Source organism: Polaribacter sp. BAL334 (assembly GCF_015767435.1).
In the GTDB taxonomy this organism is placed as follows: Bacteria; Bacteroidota; Bacteroidia; order Flavobacteriales; family Flavobacteriaceae; genus Polaribacter.
Genome location: NZ_JADWOV010000317.1, coordinates 132,444 through 157,762, shown reverse-complemented (window position 1 = coordinate 157,762; position 25,319 = coordinate 132,444). Strand labels below are relative to the sequence as shown.

22 protein-coding genes are annotated in these 25,319 nt (G+C 30.5%); 15 read left to right on the top strand and 7 right to left on the bottom strand.

Translation table 11 applies throughout. The annotated features are described in order from the left end of the window. The first annotated feature begins 111 nt into the window (after positions 1-111). From IU405_RS12650 to IU405_RS12640, 3 genes are all read left to right on the top strand, one after another. Positions 112-2,637, top strand: coding sequence for a PIG-L family deacetylase (locus IU405_RS12650; protein WP_197438977.1), 2,526 nt, complete (start codon positions 112-114; stop codon positions 2,635-2,637). Positions 2,638-2,766: 129 nt separating this feature from the next. Beyond that, positions 2,767-4,473, top strand: a complete 1,707-nt coding sequence (locus IU405_RS12645) for a sodium:solute symporter (protein ID WP_197438976.1) — start codon at positions 2,767-2,769, stop codon at positions 4,471-4,473. Continuing rightward, positions 4,460-5,434 carry a Gfo/Idh/MocA family protein gene (locus IU405_RS12640; protein ID WP_197438975.1) on the top strand — a complete coding sequence of 325 codons (975 nt, stop codon included), beginning with the start codon at positions 4,460-4,462 and terminating at the stop codon, positions 5,432-5,434. Before IU405_RS12645 ends, IU405_RS12640 begins: the two co-directional genes overlap by 14 nt. Positions 5,435-5,495: 61 nt before the next feature. On the opposite strand, the gene IU405_RS12635 is transcribed toward IU405_RS12640, so the two are convergent. Then, positions 5,496-6,344, bottom strand: coding sequence for a DUF2911 domain-containing protein (locus tag IU405_RS12635; RefSeq protein WP_197438974.1), 849 nt, complete (start codon positions 6,342-6,344; stop codon positions 5,496-5,498). 110 nt (positions 6,345-6,454) lie between these two features. On the opposite strand from IU405_RS12635, the gene IU405_RS12630 reads away from it, so the two are divergent. Then, complete coding sequence (locus IU405_RS12630; RefSeq protein WP_197438973.1) at positions 6,455-7,216, top strand: dTDP-glucose 4,6-dehydratase; 762 nt, start codon at positions 6,455-6,457, stop codon at positions 7,214-7,216. Between the two features lie 40 nt (positions 7,217-7,256). On the opposite strand, the gene gldG is transcribed toward IU405_RS12630, so the two are convergent. From gldG to IU405_RS12610, 4 genes are all read right to left on the bottom strand, one after another. Beyond that, positions 7,257-8,897, bottom strand: a complete 1,641-nt coding sequence (gene gldG, locus IU405_RS12625; protein ID WP_197438972.1) for a gliding motility-associated ABC transporter substrate-binding protein GldG — start codon at positions 8,895-8,897, stop codon at positions 7,257-7,259. Further along, positions 8,890-9,609, bottom strand: a complete 720-nt coding sequence (gene gldF, locus IU405_RS12620; RefSeq protein WP_197438971.1) for a gliding motility-associated ABC transporter permease subunit GldF — start codon at positions 9,607-9,609, stop codon at positions 8,890-8,892. Before gldF ends, gldG begins: the two co-directional genes overlap by 8 nt. Positions 9,610-9,712: 103 nt before the next feature. Beyond that, positions 9,713-9,997 carry a putative quinol monooxygenase gene (locus tag IU405_RS12615; RefSeq protein WP_197438970.1) on the bottom strand — a complete coding sequence of 95 codons (285 nt, stop codon included), beginning with the start codon at positions 9,995-9,997 and terminating at the stop codon, positions 9,713-9,715. Positions 9,998-10,000: 3 nt separating this feature from the next. After that, positions 10,001-10,861 carry an S-adenosyl-l-methionine hydroxide adenosyltransferase family protein gene (locus IU405_RS12610; protein ID WP_197438969.1) on the bottom strand — a complete coding sequence of 287 codons (861 nt, stop codon included), beginning with the start codon at positions 10,859-10,861 and terminating at the stop codon, positions 10,001-10,003. A gap of 128 nt (positions 10,862-10,989) precedes the next feature. Between IU405_RS12610 and IU405_RS12605 the strand changes: the two genes are divergently transcribed. The 5 genes from IU405_RS12605 (at position 10,990) to IU405_RS12585 (ending at position 16,469) form a co-directional block, all read left to right on the top strand. Further along, on the top strand, positions 10,990-11,943 hold the full coding sequence (locus IU405_RS12605; protein WP_197438968.1) for a PhoH family protein: 954 nt from the start codon (positions 10,990-10,992) through the stop codon (positions 11,941-11,943). Positions 11,944-12,020: 77 nt separating this feature from the next. After that, positions 12,021-14,633, top strand: coding sequence for a T9SS type B sorting domain-containing protein (locus IU405_RS12600; protein WP_197438967.1), 2,613 nt, complete (start codon positions 12,021-12,023; stop codon positions 14,631-14,633). A gap of 45 nt (positions 14,634-14,678) precedes the next feature. Continuing rightward, positions 14,679-15,638 (top strand): phosphoribosylaminoimidazolesuccinocarboxamide synthase, encoded by a 960-nt coding sequence (locus IU405_RS12595; protein ID WP_197438966.1) that lies wholly within the window; start codon positions 14,679-14,681, stop codon positions 15,636-15,638. Continuing rightward, entirely contained in the window at positions 15,635-16,114 is a 480-nt protein-coding gene (locus IU405_RS12590; protein WP_197438965.1) for a hypothetical protein, read from the top strand. The genes IU405_RS12595 and IU405_RS12590 overlap by 4 nt, the downstream gene beginning before the upstream one ends. Next, positions 16,107-16,469, top strand: coding sequence for a glyoxalase (locus tag IU405_RS12585; protein WP_197438964.1), 363 nt, complete (start codon positions 16,107-16,109; stop codon positions 16,467-16,469). The genes IU405_RS12590 and IU405_RS12585 overlap by 8 nt, the downstream gene beginning before the upstream one ends. Positions 16,470-16,645: 176 nt before the next feature. Here IU405_RS12585 and IU405_RS12580 read toward each other — a convergent pair whose 3' ends face one another. Then, the gene (locus IU405_RS12580; protein ID WP_410896753.1) at positions 16,646-17,203 is read right to left on the bottom strand and encodes a fasciclin domain-containing protein; all 558 of its coding nucleotides are present in this window, start codon (positions 17,201-17,203) and stop codon (positions 16,646-16,648) included. Between the two features lie 90 nt (positions 17,204-17,293). Continuing rightward, positions 17,294-18,058, bottom strand: coding sequence for a sulfite exporter TauE/SafE family protein (locus IU405_RS12575; RefSeq protein ID WP_231749717.1), 765 nt, complete (start codon positions 18,056-18,058; stop codon positions 17,294-17,296). 112 nt (positions 18,059-18,170) lie between these two features. Between IU405_RS12575 and IU405_RS12570 the strand changes: the two genes are divergently transcribed. The 6 genes from IU405_RS12570 (at position 18,171) to IU405_RS12545 (ending at position 25,298) form a co-directional block, all read left to right on the top strand. Next, on the top strand, positions 18,171-18,590 hold the full coding sequence (locus IU405_RS12570) for a terminase gpP N-terminus-related DNA-binding protein (RefSeq protein WP_197438962.1): 420 nt from the start codon (positions 18,171-18,173) through the stop codon (positions 18,588-18,590). 108 nt (positions 18,591-18,698) lie between these two features. Then, entirely contained in the window at positions 18,699-19,922 is a 1,224-nt protein-coding gene (locus tag IU405_RS12565; protein ID WP_197438961.1) for a hypothetical protein, read from the top strand. A 10-nt stretch (positions 19,923-19,932) separates the two neighbouring features. Then, positions 19,933-20,193 carry a DUF4212 domain-containing protein gene (locus IU405_RS12560; protein WP_197438960.1) on the top strand — a complete coding sequence of 87 codons (261 nt, stop codon included), beginning with the start codon at positions 19,933-19,935 and terminating at the stop codon, positions 20,191-20,193. Positions 20,194-20,222: 29 nt separating this feature from the next. Next, positions 20,223-21,998, top strand: a complete 1,776-nt coding sequence (locus IU405_RS12555) for a sodium:solute symporter family protein (protein WP_197438959.1) — start codon at positions 20,223-20,225, stop codon at positions 21,996-21,998. A 246-nt stretch (positions 21,999-22,244) separates the two neighbouring features. Beyond that, entirely contained in the window at positions 22,245-24,932 is a 2,688-nt protein-coding gene (locus IU405_RS12550; protein ID WP_197438958.1) for an ATP-binding protein, read from the top strand. Further along, a complete protein-coding gene (locus tag IU405_RS12545; protein ID WP_197438957.1) occupies positions 24,933-25,298 on the top strand; it encodes a response regulator transcription factor in 366 nt (121 codons plus the stop codon). Positions 25,299-25,319: the final 21 nt, after the last annotated feature.

The following is a 25,319-nucleotide window of genomic DNA, read 5'->3' as shown; positions in this document are numbered from 1 at the left end:
TTTATCAACAGGTTTTGCTATTTTGTTAACGATTTTAAGTTATTTTTATGTTAATGAAGTTCCATAAGAAGATAAAAAAGCTATTTTTGTTCGTTTTGAAATGTACACTCAATGAATAAATCTTTTCTTTTTACGCTTTCATTTTTTTTGATTTCAGGATTTTTTTTCGCTCAAAAGCCAGCTAAACTTTCTTCAAATCAGCTATATGAAAAAATTCAGAAACTCAATTTTCTGGGAACTGCTTTATACATTGCAGCGCATCCAGATGATGAAAACACGCGTTTAATTTCATATTTAGCAAATCACGTAAAAGCAAGAACTGGTTATTTATCCATCACAAGAGGTGATGGAGGTCAAAATTTAATTGGCCCAGAAATCAGAGAATTACTGGGCGTTATCAGAACTCAAGAGCTTTTGGCTGCAAGAAATATTGATGGTGGAGAACAATTTTTCACAAGAGCGAATGACTTTGGATATTCAAAACATCCTGATGAAACTTTGCAAATTTGGGATAAAGAAAAGGTCTTAAGTGATGTAGTTTGGGCAATTAGAACTTTTAAACCTGATGTAATTATCAATAGATTTAATCATAAAACGCCTGGTTCAACTCATGGTCATCATACAACTTCTGCCATGTTGAGTGTGGAAGCTTTTGAATTGGCTGCTGATGAAAATCAATTTAAAGATCAATTACAATTTACAGAAACATGGCAACCAAAAAGATTGTTTTTCAACACATCCTCTTGGTTTTATAGAAATTCTGACGATTTTGAAAACGCCACAAAAGAGCTTTCAAAGTTGGATGTTGGTATTTATTATCCATTAAAAGGACTTTCTAATAACGAAATTGCAGCAATTGCAAGTAGCCAACATTTGTGTCAAGGATTTGGAAGATTAAGCACAAGAGGCAGTGAAAATGAATATTTAGAATTTTTAAAAGGCGATTCCTTAAAAGTAAAAAACGATGTTTTTTCAGGCATCAATACCACATGGAGTCGTGTTAAAGATGGAGAAGAAATTGGGAAAATTTTATACGAAATTGAACATAAATTTGATTTTGTAAATCCGTCAAAACATTTGCCTAAATTGTTAGAAGCGTATCAAAAAGTACAACTTTTGGAGGATGAACATTGGAGAAAAATTAAAGAAAAACAGCTTTTAGAAATCATTGAAGCTTGTTTAGGGTTGTATTTGGAGGTTTCCGCAGAAAGTGCTAGTGGAAATCCAAATGAAAAAATAACCGTGAATTTTGAATTGATTAACAGAAGCAATTTTCCTGTTCAATTGACAGCCATCAAAAGTTCTTTTGACTCATCTCCTATTTATAAAGGAATTGAGTTGCCAAACAATGAAAAAATCAATTTTAAAGAGGTCATCATTTTAAAAACGAACAAGTATAGTGCTCCATATTGGCTGAAAGATACACCAAGTATTGGAATGTATCATGTTGATAATCAGCAAATCATAGGAAATCCAACAACTCCTTCAGAAGTTTCTTTTGAGTTTAATTTGGTTATAAATTATACCTCAATTACCATTACCAAAAATGTTGTAAGAAGATATGCAGAAAGTGACAAAGGCGAAATTTATGAACCTTTTGAAATTCTACCAAAAGTAACTACAAAATTAACTGAAAAAGTGCTTATTTTTTCTGATAGTATTCCTAAAAAAGTAGCCCTTGAAATTCGTTCAGGAACTAATTATATCAATGGGAATGTTTCTTTACAAGTTCCACAAAATTGGAAAATTGAACCACAAAATCATCATTTTGATATTCAGCAAAAAAACGACAAACAAGTTGTTGAATTTTTAGTTTTTCCTCCGAAAAATCAAGAAGAAGGAATGCTTAAAGTTCTTGCAACAATTAATGAAGAACAATTTGATAAAGAGTTGATTGAAATCAATTATAACCATATTCCTAAACAAACTGTTTTATTGAATTCCGAAGCAAAAATTGTGCGTTTAAATATTGAAAAATCAGGCAATTTTATAGGATATATCAAAGGTGCAGGAGATGCAATTCCTGAAAGTTTACGTCAAATAGGGTACCAAGTAGAAGAAATTATTCCCTCAGAAATAAATGAAGTATCACTTGAAAAATATAATGCTATCATACTGGGAATCAGAGCATATAATGTGATTGATGAATTGAAATTTAAACAGAAATATTTATTAGAATATGTTGAAAAAGGAGGGAATTTAATCGTTCAATACAACACCAATAGAGGTGTTGATGTGGGTGCGCCTTTTTCGTTACAATTATCTAGTAACAGAGTTACAGACGAGCTTTCTGAAGTTGTTTTGTTGGATGAAACGCATCCGATTTTGAACTTTCCAAATAAAATTACACAAGAAGATTTTAAAGGTTGGACTCAAGAAAGAGGTTTGTATTTTCCAAATTCTTGGAGTCAAGAATACAAAGCTATTTTATCAATGAAAGACAAAGGAGAATCACCTAAAGATGGAAGTTTATTAGTGGCAAAATATGGAAAAGGCAATTACGTTTACACAGGTTTGAGTTTTTTTAGAGAATTGCCTGCAGGAGTTTCAGGAGCCTACAAGTTGTTTGCAAATATGTTATCACTTCCCAAAAACTTGGAAGAAAAAATTGAAGAGAAAATAGAAGAAAAAAACTAGTTATTGAACCGTTAAGAAATGAATCAAACCAACAAAAAATGGACTAAAGAATATACAATTGTACTGATTGCCAATTTGGTGTATATTCTTATTTTTTATTTTTTAATGAACTATTTTGCCTTCTAATTTATGGAAATACAAAGTAAATTAGCATTGGTAGATTGGATTATTCTCTCAATTACACTCATTTTTATTGTTGTTTATGGTACCTATGTTACCCGAAAAAACACCAATGTTCAGGATTATATCAAAGGAGGAAATGATACAAAATGGTGGACAATTGGGCTTTCTGTGATGGCAACTCAGGCAAGTGCCATTACTTTTTTATCCACTCCAGGTCAAGCTTTTCATAGCGGAATGGGTTTTGTCCAATTTTATTTTGGATTGCCAATAGCCATGATTATCATTTGTTTGGTTTTTATTCCAATGTATCACAGATTAAAAGTATACACAGCTTACGAGTTTTTGGAAGGAAGGTTTGATGTAAAAACAAGAAGTTTAACCGCAATTTTATTTTTGATTCAAAGAGGATTATCTGCAGGAATTACCATTTTTGCTCCCGCAATTATTTTGAGCGCAGTATTGGGTTGGGATTTATTTTCATTGAATATTATTATCGGTTTTTTAGTCATTATTTATACAGTTTCTGGCGGAACAAAAGCAGTAAATGTGACTCAGAAACAGCAAATGATTATCATTTTTTTAGGAATGTTTATCGCATTTTGGATGATAGTCAATCAACTTCCCAATGAAATTACTTTTACAAAAGCACTCGAAATTGCAGGTGCTTCTGGCAAAATGGAAATCCTAGATTTTTCTTTTGATTTAAATAATAGGTACACAGTTTGGACAGGTTTTATTGGTGGAACTTTTTTGATGCTTTCCTATTTTGGAACTGACCAAAGTCAAGTGCAGCGTTATTTATCAGGAAAATCTGTTAGAGAAAGTCAGTTGGGAATGATTTTTAATGGCTTGCTAAAAGTGCCCATGCAATTTTTTATTTTGTTAGTTGGTGTGATGGTTTTTGTGTTTTATCAATTCAATGCCTCTCCTTTGAATTTCAATCCAAAAGCAACTGAAGTAGTTCAAAATTCAAAATATGCTTCTGATTTTCAAGAACTTCAAGCAAAACATATTGATATCGAAACTTCCAAAAAACAATTATTAGCTGATGGAATTCAGAAACATGAAGTAGCAGAAATTCAATCTTTAAACGAAAAAGACGCTATTTTAAAAGAAGCTTCCAAAGCCATTATTGATAAAATTAACGTAGAAAATCCGCTCGAAAAAATTGAATCTAATGACAAAGATTATGTATTTATTCATTTCATTTTGAATAACTTACCAAAAGGTTTGATTGGATTATTATTGGCAGTAATTTTGTCAGCTGCCATGTCTTCAACTGCCTCAGAATTGAATGCTTTAGCGAGTACAACTGCCATGGATTTGTATAAAAGAAGCAACAAAATTGAAAAAAGTGAATTGCATTATGTAAAAGCATCCAAATGGTTTACACTTTTGTGGGGAATTATTGCGATTTCTGTGGCTTGTATTGCCAATTTGTTTGATAATTTAATTCAGTTGGTAAACATCATCGGTTCTATTTTTTATGGTAATGTCTTAGGAATTTTTCTGTTGGCATTTTTCATCAAATATGTGAGAGGAAATGCGGTTTTTATAGCAGCAATTATCACACAAATTTTGATTATAATTGTTTGGTATTTAGACTATTTACCTTATTTATGGCTCAATTTATTGGGTTGCGTTTTGGTGATGTTGATAGCTGTATTTCTTCAATTTTTTAATAACTTAAAAACAGTATATGCAAACAACTAAAACGATTAAATGGGGAATTTTAGGATTGGGAAAAATCGCTCATAAATTTGCGACAGATTTAAAAACAGTTTCAGGATGTGAATTGCATGCAGTTGCCTCTAGAAATCAAGAAAAAGCAGATGATTTTGCACAACAATATGGCTCAAAAAAAGCCTATGATTCCTACGAAAAATTAGTCAAAGATCCTGAAATTGATGCCATTTATATTGCGACTCCACATAGTTCTCACAAAGAATATTCCATACTTTGTTTAAAACATAAAAAAGCAGTATTGTGCGAAAAAGCATTTGCTATGAATTCAGAAGAAGTTTCTGAAATGATTCAAGTTGCAAATGAAAATAATGTTTTATTGATGGAAGCACTTTGGACGCGATTTTTACCTCATTATCAATATGTTATTGATATTGTGAAAAACGAAAAATTTGGAAAAATTCAAAAATTAGAAGCAGATTTCGGATTTTATGCGCCTTATGATTTGCAAAATAGACTTTTCAGAAAAGAAGTTGGAGGAGGAAGCTTGTTGGATATTGGTATTTATCCCATTTTTGCAGCGCTTTCAATTTTAGGAATTCCTGAAAATATGGAAGCAAAAGCCACTTTTTTTGAAAATGGAGTTGATTCTTCTTGCGATATGATTTTTCATTATAATGGTGCCAAAGCGCATTTAAAAAGTACGCTTTTAGAGAATACTCCAATTACTGCAATTTTTCATTTCGAGGAAGCAATTTTGACAATCAATAGGCCATTTCACGGTCCAAGTAATCTTACAATTTCACAAAATGGTCATCAAGAAACAGTTGATTTTGAGTGCTCTACTCATGGCTATAATTTTGAAATTGAACATTTTAATCAACTATTGAATTCAAATTCAAAAGAAAGTCATTTGATGACTTTTGAGTTTTCAAAAAACTTGATGGCAACTTTAGATAAAGTTCGAGCAATTATTGGTTTGGAGTATTAGAAAATTGAACAAAAAAAATCCCAATTTTTCAATTGGGATTTTTATATTTAAAAGAGTCAAATTACATGGCTCCCCATTCTTTCAAAGAATCTTTGTTCATTTTGATATAATCCTCATTTTTACCTTCTTCAGCATATTTTAAAGATGCTTTTGCAGCTGCAATTGCCCCTTTTTTGTTACCTGCTTTTGCATGAATTAAGGATTGTTGACGCAAAAACCAATATCTTGGTTTGTCTTTGGTCATTTCTACAGCTTTGTCAATCCAATCTTGCGCTTGTTTGATGTCTTTATTTGCTTGTAAATAATACACTGCTGAAGCATAAAAATCATCAGCAGAAGGTCCTGCCATCATTTTTTCAATTTGTGAACTTACCATCATATCTGTAGGAGTTTCAAATTTTATTCCCACATATACTTTTTCCCATAAAATTCCAATTACAGCTGAATTGTTAGTAATATCATCAAAAGTCATTGTAAAAGTTTCAATATTCATAGGCATTTCTTGCACATTTACGGATGTTTGTAATGCTACTTTTGTTTCGTCCCAAGTTCTTGGAGCTCCCCAATTTGTTGCATCTGAATAGAAAATTACTTCCCAAGAACTCTCATTTGGTTTTGTAAAAATGGCATAAGTTCCTTTTTTTAAACTTTTCCCATCAATAGTAACATCGGTTGAAAAAGTAATTTTTGTGTTGGCATTTGCTCCAGTTCTCCAAACTTTTCCAAAAGGAACTAAATCCCCAAAAATGGTTCTTCCATTCATATTTGGTCTTGAATATTCTAAAGTGATGTTTGATAAACCAACTGCTTGCTCAATTTTTTGAGATGTACTTGGTTGAGGCGTTTTGATTTGTGCATTTGCGTTGAATCCAACAAAGGCAACTAATAAAGTTAAAATAATTTTTTTCATGATGTTAGTTATTTATAGGTTATTCAAAATTACGATTTCATTAGATACCAATTGTTAATAAAAACATAAAAAAAGGATTGTATCTTTGTCATAAATCAACAGTTTTTTTGATGAAAACAATAAGTATTTTAGGATGTGGGTGGTTAGGAAAACCTTTAGCAATTTCGCTTATTTCCAGAGGATTTTTGGTAAAAGGTTCAACAACTTCTGATGAAAAATTGAAAGTATTATCATCAGACAATATCATCCCTTTTTTGATTGACATTTCTCAAGAGGAAATTAACAAAGATTTTTTAAATTCAGAGGTGTTAATTATTGCCATTACCTCAAAAAGTGAAGAAGATTTTACAAAATTAATTGCTGAAATTGAAAAATCATCAATCAAAAAAGTCATTTTTATCAGTTCAACTTCTGTGTATCCAAGTTTGAATAAAGTGATGACTGAAATTGATGAAACCCAAGAACATCCTTTAGTAAGTATCGAAAATTTATTTAGAAAAAATACTCATTTTAAAACGACAATCATTCGTTTTTCAGGATTATTTGGAAATGAAAGACATCCTGCAAATTGGTTTCAAAACGGACGAAAAATTCCACAACCCAATGGATTTGTGAACATGATTCATTTAGACGATTGTATTGCCATTATTGAGGAAATTATTCATCAAAATTGTTTTGGAGAAACGTTTAATGCCTGTTCAAATCATCATCCAACTAGAAAAGATTTTTATGAATCTGCCAAAAAATACAAGGGTTTTGAACCACCCATTTTTGAGGAAAACGAAGTTTTAAACTGGAAAATTATTTCATCAGAAAAATTGCAAAAAGTTTTGAATTATCAATTTATTCATGATAATTTGCTAGAAATCTAACAATTTTAAAACCTTATTTTTAATTCTTTACGATTTATTTTTAAGAATATTTTCGTTTTCTCAAATAATTGAAAACAATTCCGAACGTAAACAATAGCACCAAAGGTAAAATCACATTTAAAAACTGCCAAAAAGAACGCTCTTTGTAGGCTTTTTGTTGGTCTAATTGTGCAATTTTTATGGTTTTATTTCGCAATTGCATCAAGCCAACATCATCCAATAAATAATCTATAGAATTTAGAAGAAAATCCTTATTTCCAAAGGTTTCATTGGTCCATTTATCTCTAGATAAATCATAAGGATTTCCTTTCAAAATTTGATTTTTCCCAACATCACCATCAGCAATCACAATCATTTTATTCTCATTTGAATTTCCTTTAAAAAGTGATGTTTCAAAAGGTTTGATACGGTTTTTATAAGCAGAAGTAAATTCTCCTTCTAATAAAATGGCAAACAACTGATTTCCATCTTTATAATCCTCTTCTTTTGGTTCTTCTGCAATGGATTGTAATTCAATAATGGAGGGAGTTCCTACTTTTTTTGTCAAAACAGAACTTTGTAGTAACACTGTTTTTTTAAGATTATTTTTTAAGATATCTATCTGATTTGCAAACTGTAAACGAACAGGAAGCATGTTTTTTGTAATTGCGTGAGTTGGATTTCCTAAAACTAAAGGGTGAAAAAACCAATCAAAATTTTGAAATTGAGGTTGATTGCCAATATTTCCAGTTGCTAATGAAATTTTTGCAGCATATAAATCTTTAATTAAATAGGTGTTAATTCGAATTCCGTATGAAAATAACAAATCAGTCAAATTCAAATCTCTAGGATATGCCAACATTTTTCCACCATTCATCAAACTGTCTTGTTCTGCTTGCACATTGTCTATCATCCACAAAGTTTTTCCACCATTTGTGATGAATTGATCTAACGTAAATTTCTCTTTTTCAGTAAATTGTTCTGTTGGTTTTGCAATTATTGCCAAATCAAAAGTGGACAAATCTTCCAAAGTTTGAGAAGGATTTGAAGCGACAGAATCCAACGTAAATTTGGCTAATTTGTATTTTTTGGCAACTTCGCTCAAATAACTATATTGATAAATGTCTTGCAATTCACCATTTCCAACAATGATGGCTACATTTTTAGATTTTTTTTGAGAAATGGAATGAATTGCATTGCTAAAACTATAACTCAAATTTTCAATGGCTTTTTCTAATTGCTGCTCTTGCGAAGTGGCAATGGCATTTGGAAGCAAAGAAACAAGCGTAGTTTTGTCTTCAAAATTGATTTCAGCCCAAGGAAAGATAATCGCTTCAGAAAATTTTCCTTCTTCTTGAACCGTTAATTGACTTGGCATCATTCCTTTTTTGATCAATTCTTCTCGTTGTTCATCAGGATTTTCAAAATGGATTTTTATGTTCGAATTTTCTGCGGAAAGTTCTTCTAAAAATTGCCTGGTTTCTGTTTGTAAACGTTTGAATTCTGATGGAAAATCGCCTTCTAAATAAATGGTGATGTATAACGGTTTTTTGATGTTAGAAAGTATATTTTTTGTAGTTTCAGACAGTGTAAAACGTTTGTCAGAGGTTACATCAAAACGCTTGTAAACGTATTGATTTGCGATATTGATTGCTAAAATAATTCCGAAAAAAACGCCTATTTTATGAATTTTTTTAATCATTTTCTAAACGCATTTTAGTGATGAATAAAAAGAAACCTGTGACACTGATAAAATAAACCAAATCTCGTGTGTCAATGACACCTCTTGAAATACTTTTGAAATGCTCATTGATACCTAATTTTTGAAACAATAGAGAGTCATTTCCGAATGAATTTGAAACAGCATCAAAACCATAAAAAAGTAAAAATGTGATGAAAACTGCCAAAATAAAAGCTACAATTTGATTTTTGGAAATGGTAGAAGTAAACAATCCAATGGAGGTATACGTTGATGCTAAAAAAAGGATACCAATATAAGAGCCAAATGTGCTTCCAAAATCGATATTTCCAATCGGATTTCCTAATTTATAAACCGTGTAAACGTATGTCAATGTTGGGATAATTGCAATCACAGTGAGTAATAAAGATGCCCAAAATTTGCCAAAAACAATTTGCCAATCAGAAATGGGTTTTGTTTTTAAAAGCTCTATGGTTTTGTTGTTGTTTTCGTCAGCAAAACTTTTCATGGTGATTGCAGGAATTAGAAAAAGCAACACCCAAGGTGAAAGGTAAAAAAAGGGAGTTACATCCGCAAAACCAGCATTTAAAATGTTGAAATCATCATCAAAAAACCATAAAAACAATCCATTGATGAGTAAGAAAAAACCAATGACTAAATAGGCAATTGGCGATGTGAAAAATGAATTGATTTCTTTAATCAGAATAGCTTTCATTGGTTTTGATTAATAGGTTTCTATTGTTTCTATTGTTTCTGTTGTTTTTTTTGTTTGAGAAAAAATCTATCGTTTTTAAAAAAGAAAATTCAAAATTTACCACTCATAATTTATTAACGCTCCAAGCTTGAGGTTTGTCATTGAAATACGTTTTGGTTTGTTTCCAAGTTTCAATGAATAATTCAGAATTTCGATAATTTTCTAAATCATGTTCATTTTCCCAATGAGAATAAGTGAAAAATGTCTCAGGATTTGATTTGTCTTGATATAATTCTAATAATAGACATCCTTCAGATTTTTTTATAAATGATTTTTTTTCATCAAACATTTTCAAAAAATCAGGAATAAATTTTGAGTGAAAACTCATTTTTACAATTCGGACAAACATATTTTATGATAAAATTGAAAATTCTGGTTCATTTTCTGAAAAGAATTCGATGGAAACTCGGTCTCTGTAATCCAATCCTAAAAGTGTTGAAGCACCACCCACTGTTTTTAAATTACTTCTAAAAATAGCCAATTCTAGATAATCTGCTGAATTGAATAATGCTAGTTTATCCCCATCAAATAGCTTAGAATTTGTGCCTTCAGCACCTGTAATTTCATTGTATTTATTAAAAATTTTAGTGAATTTATGTTTGGAAGCGCTAACAATAAAACGTCTGTTTTTGCCAATTTCTTGAAACATTTTTCGGCTAATATTGGTAATTAAATTTCCAAAATTATCAATATACAAAACACCACCAACAATTTGATTTTGCTCAAAATTTACTTTTGGTTTTATTTCAGTATTGATTTTAATTGCTTTGATTTCCTTCCCAATAACTGTCAAGTTTCCTCCTCTTGCAATAAAACATGCCACATTTACAAAAACATCCAACACAGGAAAACTACTTTCAATGCGATCATGAATATTGATTTCTACCATTTTTGTTGGTTGAATTTCTGAGACAATCATTGAAATAGAACCATTATCAGGACATACAAAAAAGTGATTGTCAATTTCTAAGGCAATGTGTTTATTATCCTCACTTAATTCAGAATCAACGCCTACAATGTGAATAGTTCCTTTAGGAAAACTTTTGTAAGAATTTTTTAAAATATAAGCAGTCTCAGCAATGTTAAAAGGCGAAATTTGATGAGAAATATCAATGATTTTTGCGTCAGGAAGTTGTGATAAAATAGCACCTTTTACAGCGCCAACAAAGTGGTCTTTTGTTCCAAAATCAGTTGTTAATGTAATAAAAGACATGCTTTTTTTGTTGTTAATTAATTGTGTAAAAGTTGTTAACTATTTAACGCAAATCTACTAAATTAAGTACTTTTTATTACTATTTTTAGAATATAAATTCCAATCATTATAATCTTAAATCAAATCATTTGAACGAGAGAATCATAGAGCTAACAGAAATAAGTCCAAAAGATTTTTTTGGCGCACAAAACAGTACTATTGAGCAATTAAAAAAGTACTTTCCAAAAATTAAAATTGTTGCAAGAGGTCCAAAGCTGAAAATTTATGGAGAACCTGAAATTTTAGACGAATTTGAAACTCGTTTAGAACGCTTGATAAAATATTTCAATCGCTATAATAAATTAGATGAAAATAGCATTGAGCGAATTTTAACATCTGATGGAGAAGAAGCAAAAGCTGTTGCAACTCAGAATATGAAAGATGTTTTGTTGCATGGTGTTAGTGGAAAATTGATAAAGCCACAAACTGAAAATCAACGAAAAATGGTTACGTTGATGCATCAAAATGACATGCTTTTTGCAGTAGGTCCTGCAGGTACTGGAAAAACATATACTGCAGTTGCATTGGCTGTAAAAGCATTGAAAGAAAAGGAAGTAAGGAGAATTATTTTGACAAGACCAGCAGTTGAAGCAGGAGAAAATTTAGGTTTTTTGCCAGGAGATTTAAAAGAAAAATTAGATCCTTATATGCAGCCTTTATATGATGCTTTGCGCGATATGATTCCACATGAAAAGTTAGAAGCTTATATTGAAAACGGAACAATTCAAATTGCTCCTTTAGCTTTTATGAGAGGAAGAACGCTGGATAATGCTTTTGTGATTTTGGATGAAGCTCAAAACACAACGCATAATCAAATGAAAATGTTTTTAACGAGAATGGGAATGCATGCCAAATTCATCATTACTGGAGATCCTGGTCAGATAGATTTGCCAAGAAAACAAGTTTCAGGGCTTAAAGAAGCCTTATTGGCATTGAAAGATATTGAAGGAATTGCTCATGTTTATTTAGATGATAAAGATGTTGTAAGACATCGTTTGGTGAAAAAAATTATTCATGCTTATAAAAGTATTGAGACTGAATGAAGTAGAATTATTTTTTTGTTTCTTATTAACATAAAATCATTAATTTTTCTAAAAATCATTCCCTATTTTTGTGTTAGATGAAACATTTTTTTCTAATACTTTTTCTTTTATCAAATATTTTGGGCTTTTCACAATGTCCACCTCCAGGAGAAATTGTGCTTTCTTCACAAGAAGAAGTTGATCAATTTGTTGCGAGTTATAGAGGAAATTGTGAGGGTATTTCAGGAAATTTAATAATACTTTCTAAACTAACAAGTGTAAATACAAATGATCCTATAGCATCTGAAATTACAAATTTGTCAGGGTTAGATTTCTTAAAAAACATCAATGGTAATTTTGAAATTACCGTAAATTCACCAGAAATAATAGGATTTAATAATCTGACTAGTATCAGAGGTAATTTAGAAATTACAAGCTCTTCTGTGCTTCAAAAAATAATTGGCTTTAATAATTTGATTTTTGTTGAAGATATTGATATTTCAAATAACATTGAATTAAAAATCATACAAGGTTTTGGAAAACTAGAGTCAACTGAAGGTAGATTGTACATTGGTAATAATGACAATCTTTTAGAGATAAGTGCGTTCGAGAATATCCAATTTATAAAAGATGAATTGAATATTAGTGATAATGAATTGTTAACTAAAATCCCTTCTTTTTTACAACTTAAAGAAATATCAAATGACTTGAATTTGACTTCAAATCCTGCACTATCATCAATCAATGGTTTTGAAGAATTAATTTTAATTGGGAATGATTTGAATATAGATTCAATTACTGATATTCAAGGTTTTACAAAATTAAAATTCATAAATCGTTTTTTTGATATTCGAGGAAATACAGTTCAAAAAATACCAAGTTTTAATAATCTTGAAAAAATTGGAGCAGGTTTTAGAATCGAAAATACTAGTATAAAAAGTATAAATGGATTCAATAGCCTGTTAAAAACTGGCGTTGATTTTTTTTTAGAAGACTGGTTTATTCTTTCCAATAATTCAATTTTAGATGATGTTCGTGGTTTTGGAAGATTTGTTTTTGTAGATGGTTTTTTGGAAGTTAAAAATAATCCTCAATTAAACGATTGTTCTTGGCTATGTAATTTGCTTAATAATGGGAAAATTACAGGTAATTTAGTGATTCAAAATAATTTAGGAAGTTGTTTAAATGCTGTAAAAGCAATAGAAAACTGTAAAGATGATTTTGACAATGACAGCATTGCAAATGTGATTGATTTAGATGATGATAATGATGGAATTTTAGATGTTGATGAAGGAAATGGATTGATTGATTCTGATGGTGATGGTTTTCCTGATTCTATGGATTTAGATAGTGATAATGACGCTTGCTTTGATGTTTTAGAGGCGGGTTTTGAAGATGGAAATAATGATGGGATTTTAGGTGAATTGCCAACAATTGTTGATTTTAATGGGAAAGTTACTGGTGTTTCATCTGGCTATACAACTCCATTAGATGTAAATTCTAATGGAATTTTTGATTTTCAAGAAGAAAGTACTTTAAACGCAGGAAAAAATGGGATTATTGAAATTTGTTTGAATTCACCACAAATTGATCTAATTTCAGGTTTGAATGGAAATCCTGATGCAGGTGGTTTTTGGACACCAGCTTTACAAAGTGGCACTGGAATTTTCAATCCATTTGTTGACAGTGCTGGAATTTATACCTATACTCACACAAATGAAACCTTAAATTGTGGGGAGAGAACTGCTCAAGTTTTAGTTGAAATTCCGTCAACTTTAAATGCGGGTTTAGACACTGAAATTACATTTTGTGAAGAAAATAAATTGATAAATTTATTTGATTTGTTAAGAGGAAATCCATCTCCAGGAGGTTCTTGGATTCCTGAGTTAGCAAGTAAAACAACTATTTTTGATCCTACAATTGATGTTGAAGGAATATATACATATACGGTTGTGGATGAATTTTGTGGAAGAATTTCATCAAAAATTTCGATTAAAAAAAGCTCAAAACCAAATGCAGGAATTGGGACAAAAATCGAAATTTGTGAATTTTCTCCAAGTATAAATTTGTTTGAATTCCTTTCAGGAAATCCAGATACAAATGGAACATGGTCACCAAATTTACCCAATGGAATTTTCAATCCATCAACAGATTCTTCAACTATTTTTACGTACACTGTTGATAATGGTATTTGTGGAATTGATAAAGCAACTTTAGAGGTTGTTGTTTTAAAAGACAATCCTTTAACAAATGTGACTGTGAAAGTCAATGATTTTTCAGCTACTAATAACCAAATTCAGGTATTTGTGTATAGTACAAGAATCTATGAATATTCTTTGGATGGTGTTCAATATCAATTAAATAATGTTTTTAATAATGTATCTGGAGGAGAGCAAACTGTGTATGTAAGAGGTGTTGATGGTTGTGAATTTTATACTGAAAAAGTATTTGTAAAAACGTATCCAACGTATTTTACTCCCAATAATGATGGAGAAAATGATTTTTGGAGGTTGAAAAATTTTCCTTTTGAAAAATATACTATTTTTATATACAATCGTTTTGGGAATATTATCAAAGAAATCCCAAGTAATACTGTTTTTTGGGATGGTTCTTTTAACGGAAATCCTGCTCCTTCTGCAAATTATTGGTTCAAAGTAGTGACAGATTCAGGACAAATATTTACTGGTAATTTTTCGTTACTAAGAAAATGATTTCATAAAAATTAACCTTATTTTTGCCAAAATAACAAGCATTTCATGAATACAATTAACGAAACCAACTTTCAATTTCCGAATTTAAAATCTGTTTATAAAGGAAAAGTAAGAGAAGTATATAATATCAATGACGAACTTTTGGTGATGATTGCAACAGATAGATTATCAGCTTTTGATGTTATTATGCCACGCCAAATTCCATTTAAAGGTCAGATTTTGAATCAGATAGCAACAAAAATGATGAATGAAACTGCTGATATTGTTCCTAATTGGTTGATAGCAACTCCTGATGAAAATGTAGCTATTGGTCATTTATGCTCACCTTTTAAAGTTGAAATGGTCATTCGTGGGTATTTGTCTGGTCATGCAGCTCGTGAATATAAAGCCGGAAAAAGAATGCTTTGTGGCGTGAAAATGCCTGATGGAATGAAAGAAAATGACAAATTTTCTCCCGAAATTTCGGGACCTATGATTACACCTTCAACAAAAGCGGATAATGGCGAACATGATGAGGACATTTCAAGAGAAGATATTTTAGCAAAAGGAATTGTTGCTGAAGAAGATTACTTAATTTTAGAGGATTATACCCGAAAATTATTCCAAAGAGGAACAGAAATTGCTGCAAAAAGAGGTTTGATTTTGGTGGATACAAAATACGAATTTGGAAAAACAAAAGATGGAAAAATTGTGTTGATTGATGAAATTCACACACCAGATTCTTCTCGTTATTTTTATGCAGATGGTTATCAAGAAAGACAAAATAGGGGAGAAGCTCAAAAACAATTATCGAAAGAATTTGTGCGTCAATGGTTGATAGAAAATGGATTTCAAGGAAAAGATGGTCAACAAATTCCTGAAATGTCTGACGAAAAAATCATTGAAATTTCCAATAGATACATCGAATTGTATGAACAAATCACAGGAGATCATTTCGTGAAAGCGGATACATTGAATGTATTGGGAAGGATTGAAAAAAATGTGATGGATTTTCTTTCAAAATGAAATCAGTAACCCTCAAACAACTCAAAGACGAACTTTCTTATAAATCGAACAATGAATTGAAAGAGTTGTGTTTGCATTTGTCAAGATTTAAAAAAGAAAATAAAGAATTATTGACCTATTTGTTGTTTGAATCTCAAAACGAAGAAGCATACATAACGTCTGTAAAAGCTCAAATGGACGAACAATTTTCTGAAATTAATACAAAAAACTATTTTTTTATCAGAAAAACTGTTCGTAAAATTCTAACTCAGACCAAAAAATACATTCGTTATTCCAAAAATAAGGAGACAGAAGCTTCCCTTTTATTACATTTTTGCAAAAACCTGAAAATGATGAAACCTTCCATTCATCAAAGTCAACGTTTGGAAAATGTATATGAATCTCAACTAAAAATGGCTACAAAAGCCATTGAAAAATTGCATGAAGATTTGCAATATGATTTTCAAATTGAACTTGATAACATCACACATGCCTAAAGAAAGACCTATTTTAAATCATATCGTTTCAGAAAAAACATTAGAAATTGAAACATTTCAGAATGCTACTTTGCGACCAATCATTAAAATGCAACATGAATTGATTTTAGCATTATTTCAAAACTATGTTACAAAAAGAAAAATTCAATTTGCAATAATTGATGATCAAAAAAAAAGAGATATCATTCAAAATATTTTTGAAAAAGATATCAATTTCAAACACTTAGTTTTAGGAATCTTCATTGGTCATTTTTCATCTGAAGAATTTGAAGTATATGTAAAGAATAGTTCAGAATTTCATAAGCGAATTATTCAGATTACAATTCAAAGAATTCTAGATACGTATCTAAAATGACAAAACCACTACCTAAGTAGTGGTTTCAATCAATCAACCAAAAAACTTCTTTAAAATTTTCGCACAAAATGCAAAATAACTATGAGAAGTGTTTACTTTATAATATTTTACTGAATTACACTGTAAAGATACAAATTATTTGTTTAACAAAATGTTAAAAAAATAAAACAGTTTAATTATTTTGGCATTACTACCGTGTCAATTGCATGAATAACTCCATTGGATGCAGCTACGTCTGTCATTACCACTGTTGAAACGTTTCCTTTAGCATCTGTCAAAATTACTTTTCCGCCTTTTAAAGATGCAGTTAGCGTGTTTCCTTGTACAGTTTTAATCTCAAACTTACCTTTGTTATCTTTGATTGCTTTCAATACTTCAGCTGCTAAAAATTTACCTTTAACAACATGATACGTTAAGATTGCAGTCAATAATTCTTTATTTTCTGGCTTTAATAAAGTAGCAATTGTTCCTTCTGGCAACTTGCTGAATGCAGCATTTGTAGGAGCAAATACTGTAAATGGACCATCACTATTCAAAACATCAACTAACCCTGCTGCTTTTACTGCTGCAACCAATGTTGAAAAATTTTCATTTCCAACTGCAACTCCCACAATTGTTTCTTGCGTTGAATTTTGTGTTGTAGATTGTTTTTTATCCTTGTTAGGATTTGTGTTGTTTGCTGCTGTTGATAAAGTAATAATTGCAACTAATGCGAATGGAATAATTTTTTTAATAAACATGATTTCAATTTTAAGTTCGATACAAATTTAGAACTTAATCAAACTAAAAATGTTTAATTAAAAGTTAAAATAATTAAACAAAAGTTAAATTATATATTTTATCAAAATTCGAATACTTACAAATGCGATTAGAACAGCAGTTGCTTTTTTTAGTAAGATAGGAGTTAGAAATTTTGAGCTCAATCTATTTCCAATTTGTCCTCCAATAAAAACTGCTGTTAAAAGAATTGATGTTAGATGCCAATTTACAGTAAAGTTTGGATTTGATAGTTGACCACCTATACCTGCTAATGAATTCACTAAAATAAAAACACTTGAAGTAGCAGCAATTTTTTTGGGAGTATCCCAATTTGTTAGATGCAAAAGTGGGGATAAAAAAATTCCTCCACCAATTCCAACCATTCCAGAAATGAAACCAATCAAACCTCCAAAACCTGAATTTTTTAGAAAATTTGAGTTGTTTGTCATCTCTTTTTCTGAAGATATTTTTTTGGAAATCCACATCGTAATTGCAGCAAATAACAATGTAAATCCTAATAGAATAAAAAAAAGTTGTTCTGTGATTTTTACATATCCACCAACATAAGCCATTGGAATACTGAAGATTACAAGAGGAATTATTTTTTTGAAATCAATTATTTTTTGTTTGTAAAATAAAAAAACGTTTCCAGTAACAACAACAATATTACAAAAAAGCGCAATTGCTCTCATTTCTGTAAAAGCAATCGATGACAACGCTAAAATAGCCAAATAACTTGAGCCACCCCCAAAACCAACTGAAGCATAAAGCAATGCCACACTGAAAAATAAAATTACTAAATACCAATTATCAATAAAAATCTCTAACATCACTAAAATGAAAATAATAACAATATACCATACAAATTATATTTTTTTCGTGTTAATTCTATTTTTTTTAATATTATTGCTTAATTAATATATCTATGCTAAAAAAATATATATGAAATTAAATACTTGCCCCAATTGTTTGTCAGAAGAATATGTAAAAAGCGGTGTAGTAAACGATCGTCAGCGCTATAAATGTAAAAAATGCAATTATAATTTTACTGTAAATAAGCTTGGTAAAAAGATAGATGATTATTTTGTTAATAAAGCATTGCAATTATATTTAGAAGGTTTAAGTTATAGAGAGATTGAAAGAATCTTGGGGATTTCGCATGTAAGTATTTTGAATTGGGTAAAAAGATATGGAGTCAAAAGGCCAATAAATAAAAATTATCATCCAACATATAAGATTTTGAACGCTTTAGAATTGTCAACGTACTTTCAGAAAACGGAGAATTTAAAAGGTGCAGGTGTTGTAGTTACTGAACTTGGAGATAAATTCATGCTCATAAAATGGGAACGATTTAAAGAATAGATATGTTAAATTAACAATAAACTATATATAATTTTTTTTCAAATCCCTTTTTGTTGACATTCGTTGAAAGTTTAATCAACCAATAACCAATTTATCAATCAAAAACTTATGAGAAATCTTCGTAACATCCTGGTTGCTTTTTTATTAATTCTTTCTTTTAAAGCATTTTCTCAGGGTTCACCAAATTATGATGGTGGAATTAAAGTATCCTTAAATGAAAATGGTAAAAAATATATAAGAATTATTTCTTGGGCTCAAGTGCAAGCAACTTACACTGATCAAGTCGCTGAGAATGCATCAAATACCAGTTTTAATGTAAGGCGTGCAAGAATTTTAATGTATGCACAACTCGATAGCAAATTTTTAATACTGACTCACTTCGGATTGAATAGTTTGAACGCCTCTAACTTGTCTCCAATTGGAAAAGGTGAAGCTTCTCAACTTTTTTTTCATGATGTTTGGGTACAGTATCAAATCGCAAAAAACCATACAGTTGGAGCAGGTTTGCATTATTTTAATGGAATTTCTAGACTTAATAATCAAAGTACTCTCAATTTTTTAACTCTTGATAACAATAGACAATCTTGGTCAACATTAGGTTTGTCAGATCAATTTGTGAGGCATGTTGGAATTTTTTTTAAAGGAAATTTCGGAAAGCTTCAATATAGAATGGCTATAAACGATGCTGTAATAAATGGATTAGATGCCAGAAATCCTGTTAATAACGCTGATGCTGTTTATGCAGGTGCAAGATTATTAGGTACAAAAAAGGCTGGAAAAACCTTTGCAGGATATTTTGATTATAACTTTTTAGATCAAGAATCTAACTTTTTACCCTTTAAAGTTGGGAGTTATTTGGGTGAAAAAAGAATATTCAATCTTGGTTTTGGATTTTTTTCACATCCCAATGGAGCTGTAATTGCTGATAATCAAGGAAATATTTCTGGTGAAAATGTTTCCATTTTTGGATTGGATGCTTTTTATGATGCACCACTTTCTGATGATCATAGTTCAATTACAGCTTATGCAGTTTATCAACATAATAATTATGGAAAAAATTATCTATTCAATGCTTATGGCACAGGATCTATGATGTATTCTCATGTTGGATATACGTTTGCTGGTGATTTATCAAAAACAAGATTTCAACCTTACATTTCTTTTGCAAATAATTCATACGATACTACACAAGATAATAGAAATATTTTTGGTCTTGGTGCAAATGCCTATTTCAATGGGCATAATTCAAAATTAACTTTAGAATACCAACATCAAAAATTTGGTTTTTCATCACTCAACACAGTAACTCTTCAAGCAATGATTTATCTTTAAATTTATACCTATGTCAACTACAAACAACGCAAAAAAATATTGGAAAGAAAACATACGATATTTAATAATACTATTAACAATCTGGTTTTTAGTATCTTATGGATGTGGAATTTTATTCCGAGAAGAACTAAATCAATTTAGATTGGGAGGCTTTAAACTTGGTTTTTGGTTTGCTCAGCAAGGTTCAATTTATGTATTTGTCATTCTCATATTTGTATATGTACGATTGATGAATAAACTAGACAAAAAATACGGTTACGACGAAAAGTAATCAATATCAACTTTTAAAAACTAACAATTATGAATGTTCAAACTTGGACTTGGATTATCGTCGGAATTACGTTCGCACTTTATTTTGGAATTGCTATATGGGCCAGAGCAGGTTCTACAAAAGAATTTTATGTTGCAGGTGGAGGAGTTTCTCCATTAGCAAATGGGATGGCAACTGCTGCTGATTGGATGAGTGCAGCTTCATTCATTTCAATGGCTGGAATTATATCTTTTGCTGGGTATGATGGGTCAGTGTATTTGATGGGCTGGACTGGAGGTTATGTGTTATTAGCATTACTTTTAGCACCCTATTTACGAAAATTTGGAAAATTTACAGTACCAGATTTTATTGGAGATCGATATTATTCAAATGGCGCAAGAACAGTTGCTGTCATTTGCGCTTTGATTGTTTCTTTTACTTATGTGGCTGGACAAATGCGAGGAGTTGGAATTGTTTTCTCTCAATTTTTGCAAATAGACATCGTTTATGGTGTGATTATAGGAATGGTTATTGTACTAGTTTTCGCCTTTTTAGGCGGAATGAAAGGAATTACGTACACTCAAGTTGCCCAATATTGTGTATTGATTTTTGCTTTTATGGTACCCGCAATTTTCATTTCTTTTCAAATGACAGGCAATATTATTCCACAAATTGGAATGGGTAGCACAGGTCAAGATGGGGTTTATTTATTAGATAAATTAGATTCATTGCATACACAATTAGGGTTTAAAGAATATACTTCTGGAACAAAATCCACTTGGGATGTTTTTGCAATAACACTTGCATTAATGGTTGGTACAGCAGGATTGCCTCATGTGATTGTTCGTTTTTTTACAGTACCTAAAGTGAAAGATGCTCGAAAATCTGCTGGTTTAGCATTGCTATTTATTGCAATTTTATATACAACTGCTCCTGCAATTTCAGTTTTTTCTAGAACTAATTTGATAGAAACTGTAAGTGAAAAACAATATACCGAAATCCCTCAGTGGTTTAAAAATTGGGAAAATACGGGATTAATTTCTTGGACAGATAAGAATAATGATGGTAAAATTCAATATGTAAAAGGGAATGCTTTGGATGGGAAAAAACCTATTTATCAAGAAAATAGAGGAAATTCTGGTGAACGATTAATTTCGAATCCAAGCACAGAAGCCAATGAATTGTATGTTGATAATGATATTATGGTATTGGCAAATCCAGAAATTGCAGGGCTTCCTGATTGGGTAATTGCTTTAGTTGCTGCTGGAGGTTTAGCAGCAGCACTGTCAACTGCTGCAGGATTATTATTAGTAATTTCAACCTCTATTTCTCATGATTTAATTAAAAAACAATTAAAACCAGATATTTCTGATAAAGCAGAATTGATGTGGGCAAGGATTTCCATTTTTGTGGCAATTGTCATAGCAGGTTTATTTGGAATTTATCCTCCAGGTTTTGTGGCAGCTGTTGTTGCATTGGCTTTTGGATTGGCTGCAGCTTCCTTTTTTCCTGCCATTATTTTAGGAATTTTTGACAAAAGAATGAATAAAGAAGGCGCCGTTTCTGGGATGATTGTTGGGATAACGTTGATGTTATTTTACATGATTCGTTTCAAAACTGGATTGATTGGTGTAATGGAGCCTTTGCCTAGCAGCGAATGGTGGTTTGGAACCTCACCAGAAGGTTTTGGTACAATTGCAATGATCTGTAACGTAGTAGTTTCGTTTGTGGTATCAAGATTTACCAAAGCTCCTCCAAAATATGTTGTTGAAATTGTTGAAAATATTAGAATTCCTTCTGGAGCTGGAGAAGCAACGTCTCATTAAAATAAATAGTAATTGAGGCAACTTTTTTAAAGTTGCCTCATCAAATAGAAATTTTCATTTTGAAAAAAAGGCACGAACAAAAACTCATTTTACAAGCAATAGGGCTATTTTTTATTCTAAATATGCCCTTTGTTTTCTTGTTCAATTCTCCAAGTTTGATTCTTGGTATTCCTGTTTTTTATATTTCAATTGGAGTGATTTGTCTTATTTCTGTCATTATTTCTTTTGTGATTTTAAAAAGATTCTATGAGTAGTTTTGTTTTATTTGCCATTATTATTCTCTATCTAGCGTTGTTATTTTTGATAGCATTTTTTGCTGAAAAAAACAAACGAAGTAAATGGGTAAATAATCCTATCATTTACACACTTTCTTTTGGTGTGTATTGCTCAGCTTGGACATATTATGGAAGTATTGGAGAAGCTGCTGAACAAGGAGTTCGTTTTTTAGCCATTTACATAGGACCAATCATTGCAGCACCATTATGGATTATTTTGTTAAGAAAAGTAATTCGGATTTCAAAACAACACAAAATATCATCATTGGCAGATTTCATCTCTCTGCGTTATGGAAAAAATCGTTTTTTAGGAGCGCTAGTTACCATTGTTTGTTTGATGGCAATAGTTCCTTACACTTCTTTACAACTAAAATCTGTTTCAGAAACGTTTGAAATTATGACTCAAAAGAGTTTGATGAAATCGAATTCAATTTTTACAGATTCTACTTTTTATATCGCTCTAATTTTAGCAATTTTTGCAGCAATATTTGGTACACAAACCACAGATGCCTCCCAAAAGAGAAGAGGAATTATTTTTTCAGTAGCTTTTGAATCATTGATTAAATGGCTCTTTTTTATCATTATCGGAATTTATTGTACCTATTATTTATTTGATGGCACCACAGATATTGTCCATCAATTTAAAAGCCAACCAAACTTTGAAAGTTTAGTGACTTTAGGAGGTTTTGAAGGTGGATTTAACTGGTTTTTTACCATCATGTTATCATTCATTGCTATTTTTTTATTGCCAAGACAATTTCAAGTGGCGGTTTTAGAAAACAATAGAGAAAAACACTTGAAAACGGCAATTTGGCTTTTTCCTTTGTATTTATTGCTTTTCAATATTTTTGTTGTTTTTATTGCTTGGGCAGGAAAAATTCGTCTTGGAAATGAAGTAAATGCGGAATATTTTTCCTTGTTATTACCACTTTCTGAAGGCAATATTTTTTTAGCAATATTGGTTTTTTTAGGTGGATTATCGGCTGTAATTTCTATGGTCATTGTTTCTTCATTAGCGCTTTCTATAATGATTAGCAACAATTTGATTATTCCTTATGGATTTTTATCAAAATTTGTCAAAAATGAACCAGAAAAAAATGAAAAATTTATAAAGAATATTCGAAGATTTGCTATTTTCTTTATCATAATAGTTTCATATTCATTGTTTTATAGTTTTTCTGCAAAAATGTCTTTGTATTCAATTGGATTGATTGCATTTGTAATTATTGCGCAATTGGCACCCTCATTTTTTATTGGATTATTTTGGAATAGAGGTTCTTCAAAAGGGGCAATTATTGGTATTTTTTCGGGATTATTGATTACTTTTTTCACACTTTTAGTTCCTTTTTTATTAGAAGCAAATTCTTTAGATCCAGCGTTTTTAAAAGAAGGATTATTTTCGATACCTGCTTTTAAACCTCATGCTTTGTTGGGAATTGATTTTTTAACGCCTCCAACACATGCTTTTTTTTGGAGTTTTTCTGTAAACACTTTCTGTTATGTTTATTTTTCATTGAGTTCTAAAGGAAATTACAGAGAACGAAATTATGCTGAAATGTTTGTAGATAGTAAAAATTTTACTGATTTGCAGGATAGTGCTTTTGTGTGGAAAGGCGAAGCTTATGTGAGCGATATCAAAGAAGTGTTAATGCGTTTTTTAGGACAAGAAAAAGCGACAAGAGCACTGAATATCTTTTTTGCAAAATACAATTTGCCCAAAAATACCCAGTTTGCTGATGCTAAATTGATTCATTTTTCCGAACAATTACTCACAGGTTCTATTGGTTCAGCTTCCTCAAAAATTTTGATTCAAAGTGTTGTCAAAGAGGAAGAAATTAGTTTGGTTGAAGTTCTTCGGATTTTGGAGGAATCAAAGGAAGCAATTGCAAAAAGTAAAGCTTTTAAAGAAAAATCTTTGGAATTGTCTAATTTGGCAAATCAGTTAAAAGAAGCAAATCTAAAACTTGTTGAAAAAGACAAACAAAAAGATGAATTTTTAGATACTGTTGCTCATGAACTAAAAACTCCTTTGACAGGAATTAGAGCAACTACAGAGTTATTATTGGATGATGCTGAAATGCCAACACCAATGAAAGAACAGTTTCTGAACAATATGCTGCAAGATTCTGAAAGATTGTCAAGATTGATTCACACCATTTTAGATTTTGAAAAACTATCAAGTGAACATCATCAACTTATCAAAACAACCAATGATATTTCAAAAACCATTGCTAAATCTATTGCTTCTTTACAAACAATGGCTGCCAAAAAAAATTGTACTATCTTACAAAAATCAACGTATTCTGTAACAATTAATTATGACGAAGATAGAATGATTCAAGTATTTACGAACTTGATTGCCAATGCTATAAAGTTTGTTGAACCAAATGAAGGATTGATTTCTATAGAGTATCTTTTTGAAGATAAACAGCTAAAAATAAGTGTTACAGATAATGGAAAAGGCATTTCTGAACAAGATCAGGAATTTATTTTCGACAAGTTTTTTCAGTCTAAAAATCAAAATACGATAAAACCTATTGGAACTGGATTGGGATTGGCGATTTGCAAACAAATTATAGACAAACATCAGGGCACTATTTGGTTAGACAATTCCTATACAAATGGTGCAAAGTTTCACATAAAAATGCCTCTGAATTAAATGAAAAAAATATTGATAGTTGATGATGAACCAAATATTTTAATGGCATTAGAATATGCTTTTAAAAAACAAGATTTTGAAGTTTATATTGCTAGAGATGGAAGTGAGGCTATAGAAATTTTGAAAAAAGAACTTCCTAATGTCATACTTTTAGATATTATGATGCCCAAAGTTGATGGGTATCAAACACTGCAAATCATCAAGCAAAATGAAAAATTAAAAGACGTAAAAGTGGTTTTTTTAACAGCAAAAAGTAAAAAAGAAGATATTGAAAAAGGCTTTTCATTAGGTGTTGACCAATATTTTACAAAACCATTTTCAACCAAAAAAATAATTGCAGAAATTAATCTACTGCTTCAAGAATAACATCATTTAAAATTCATTAAA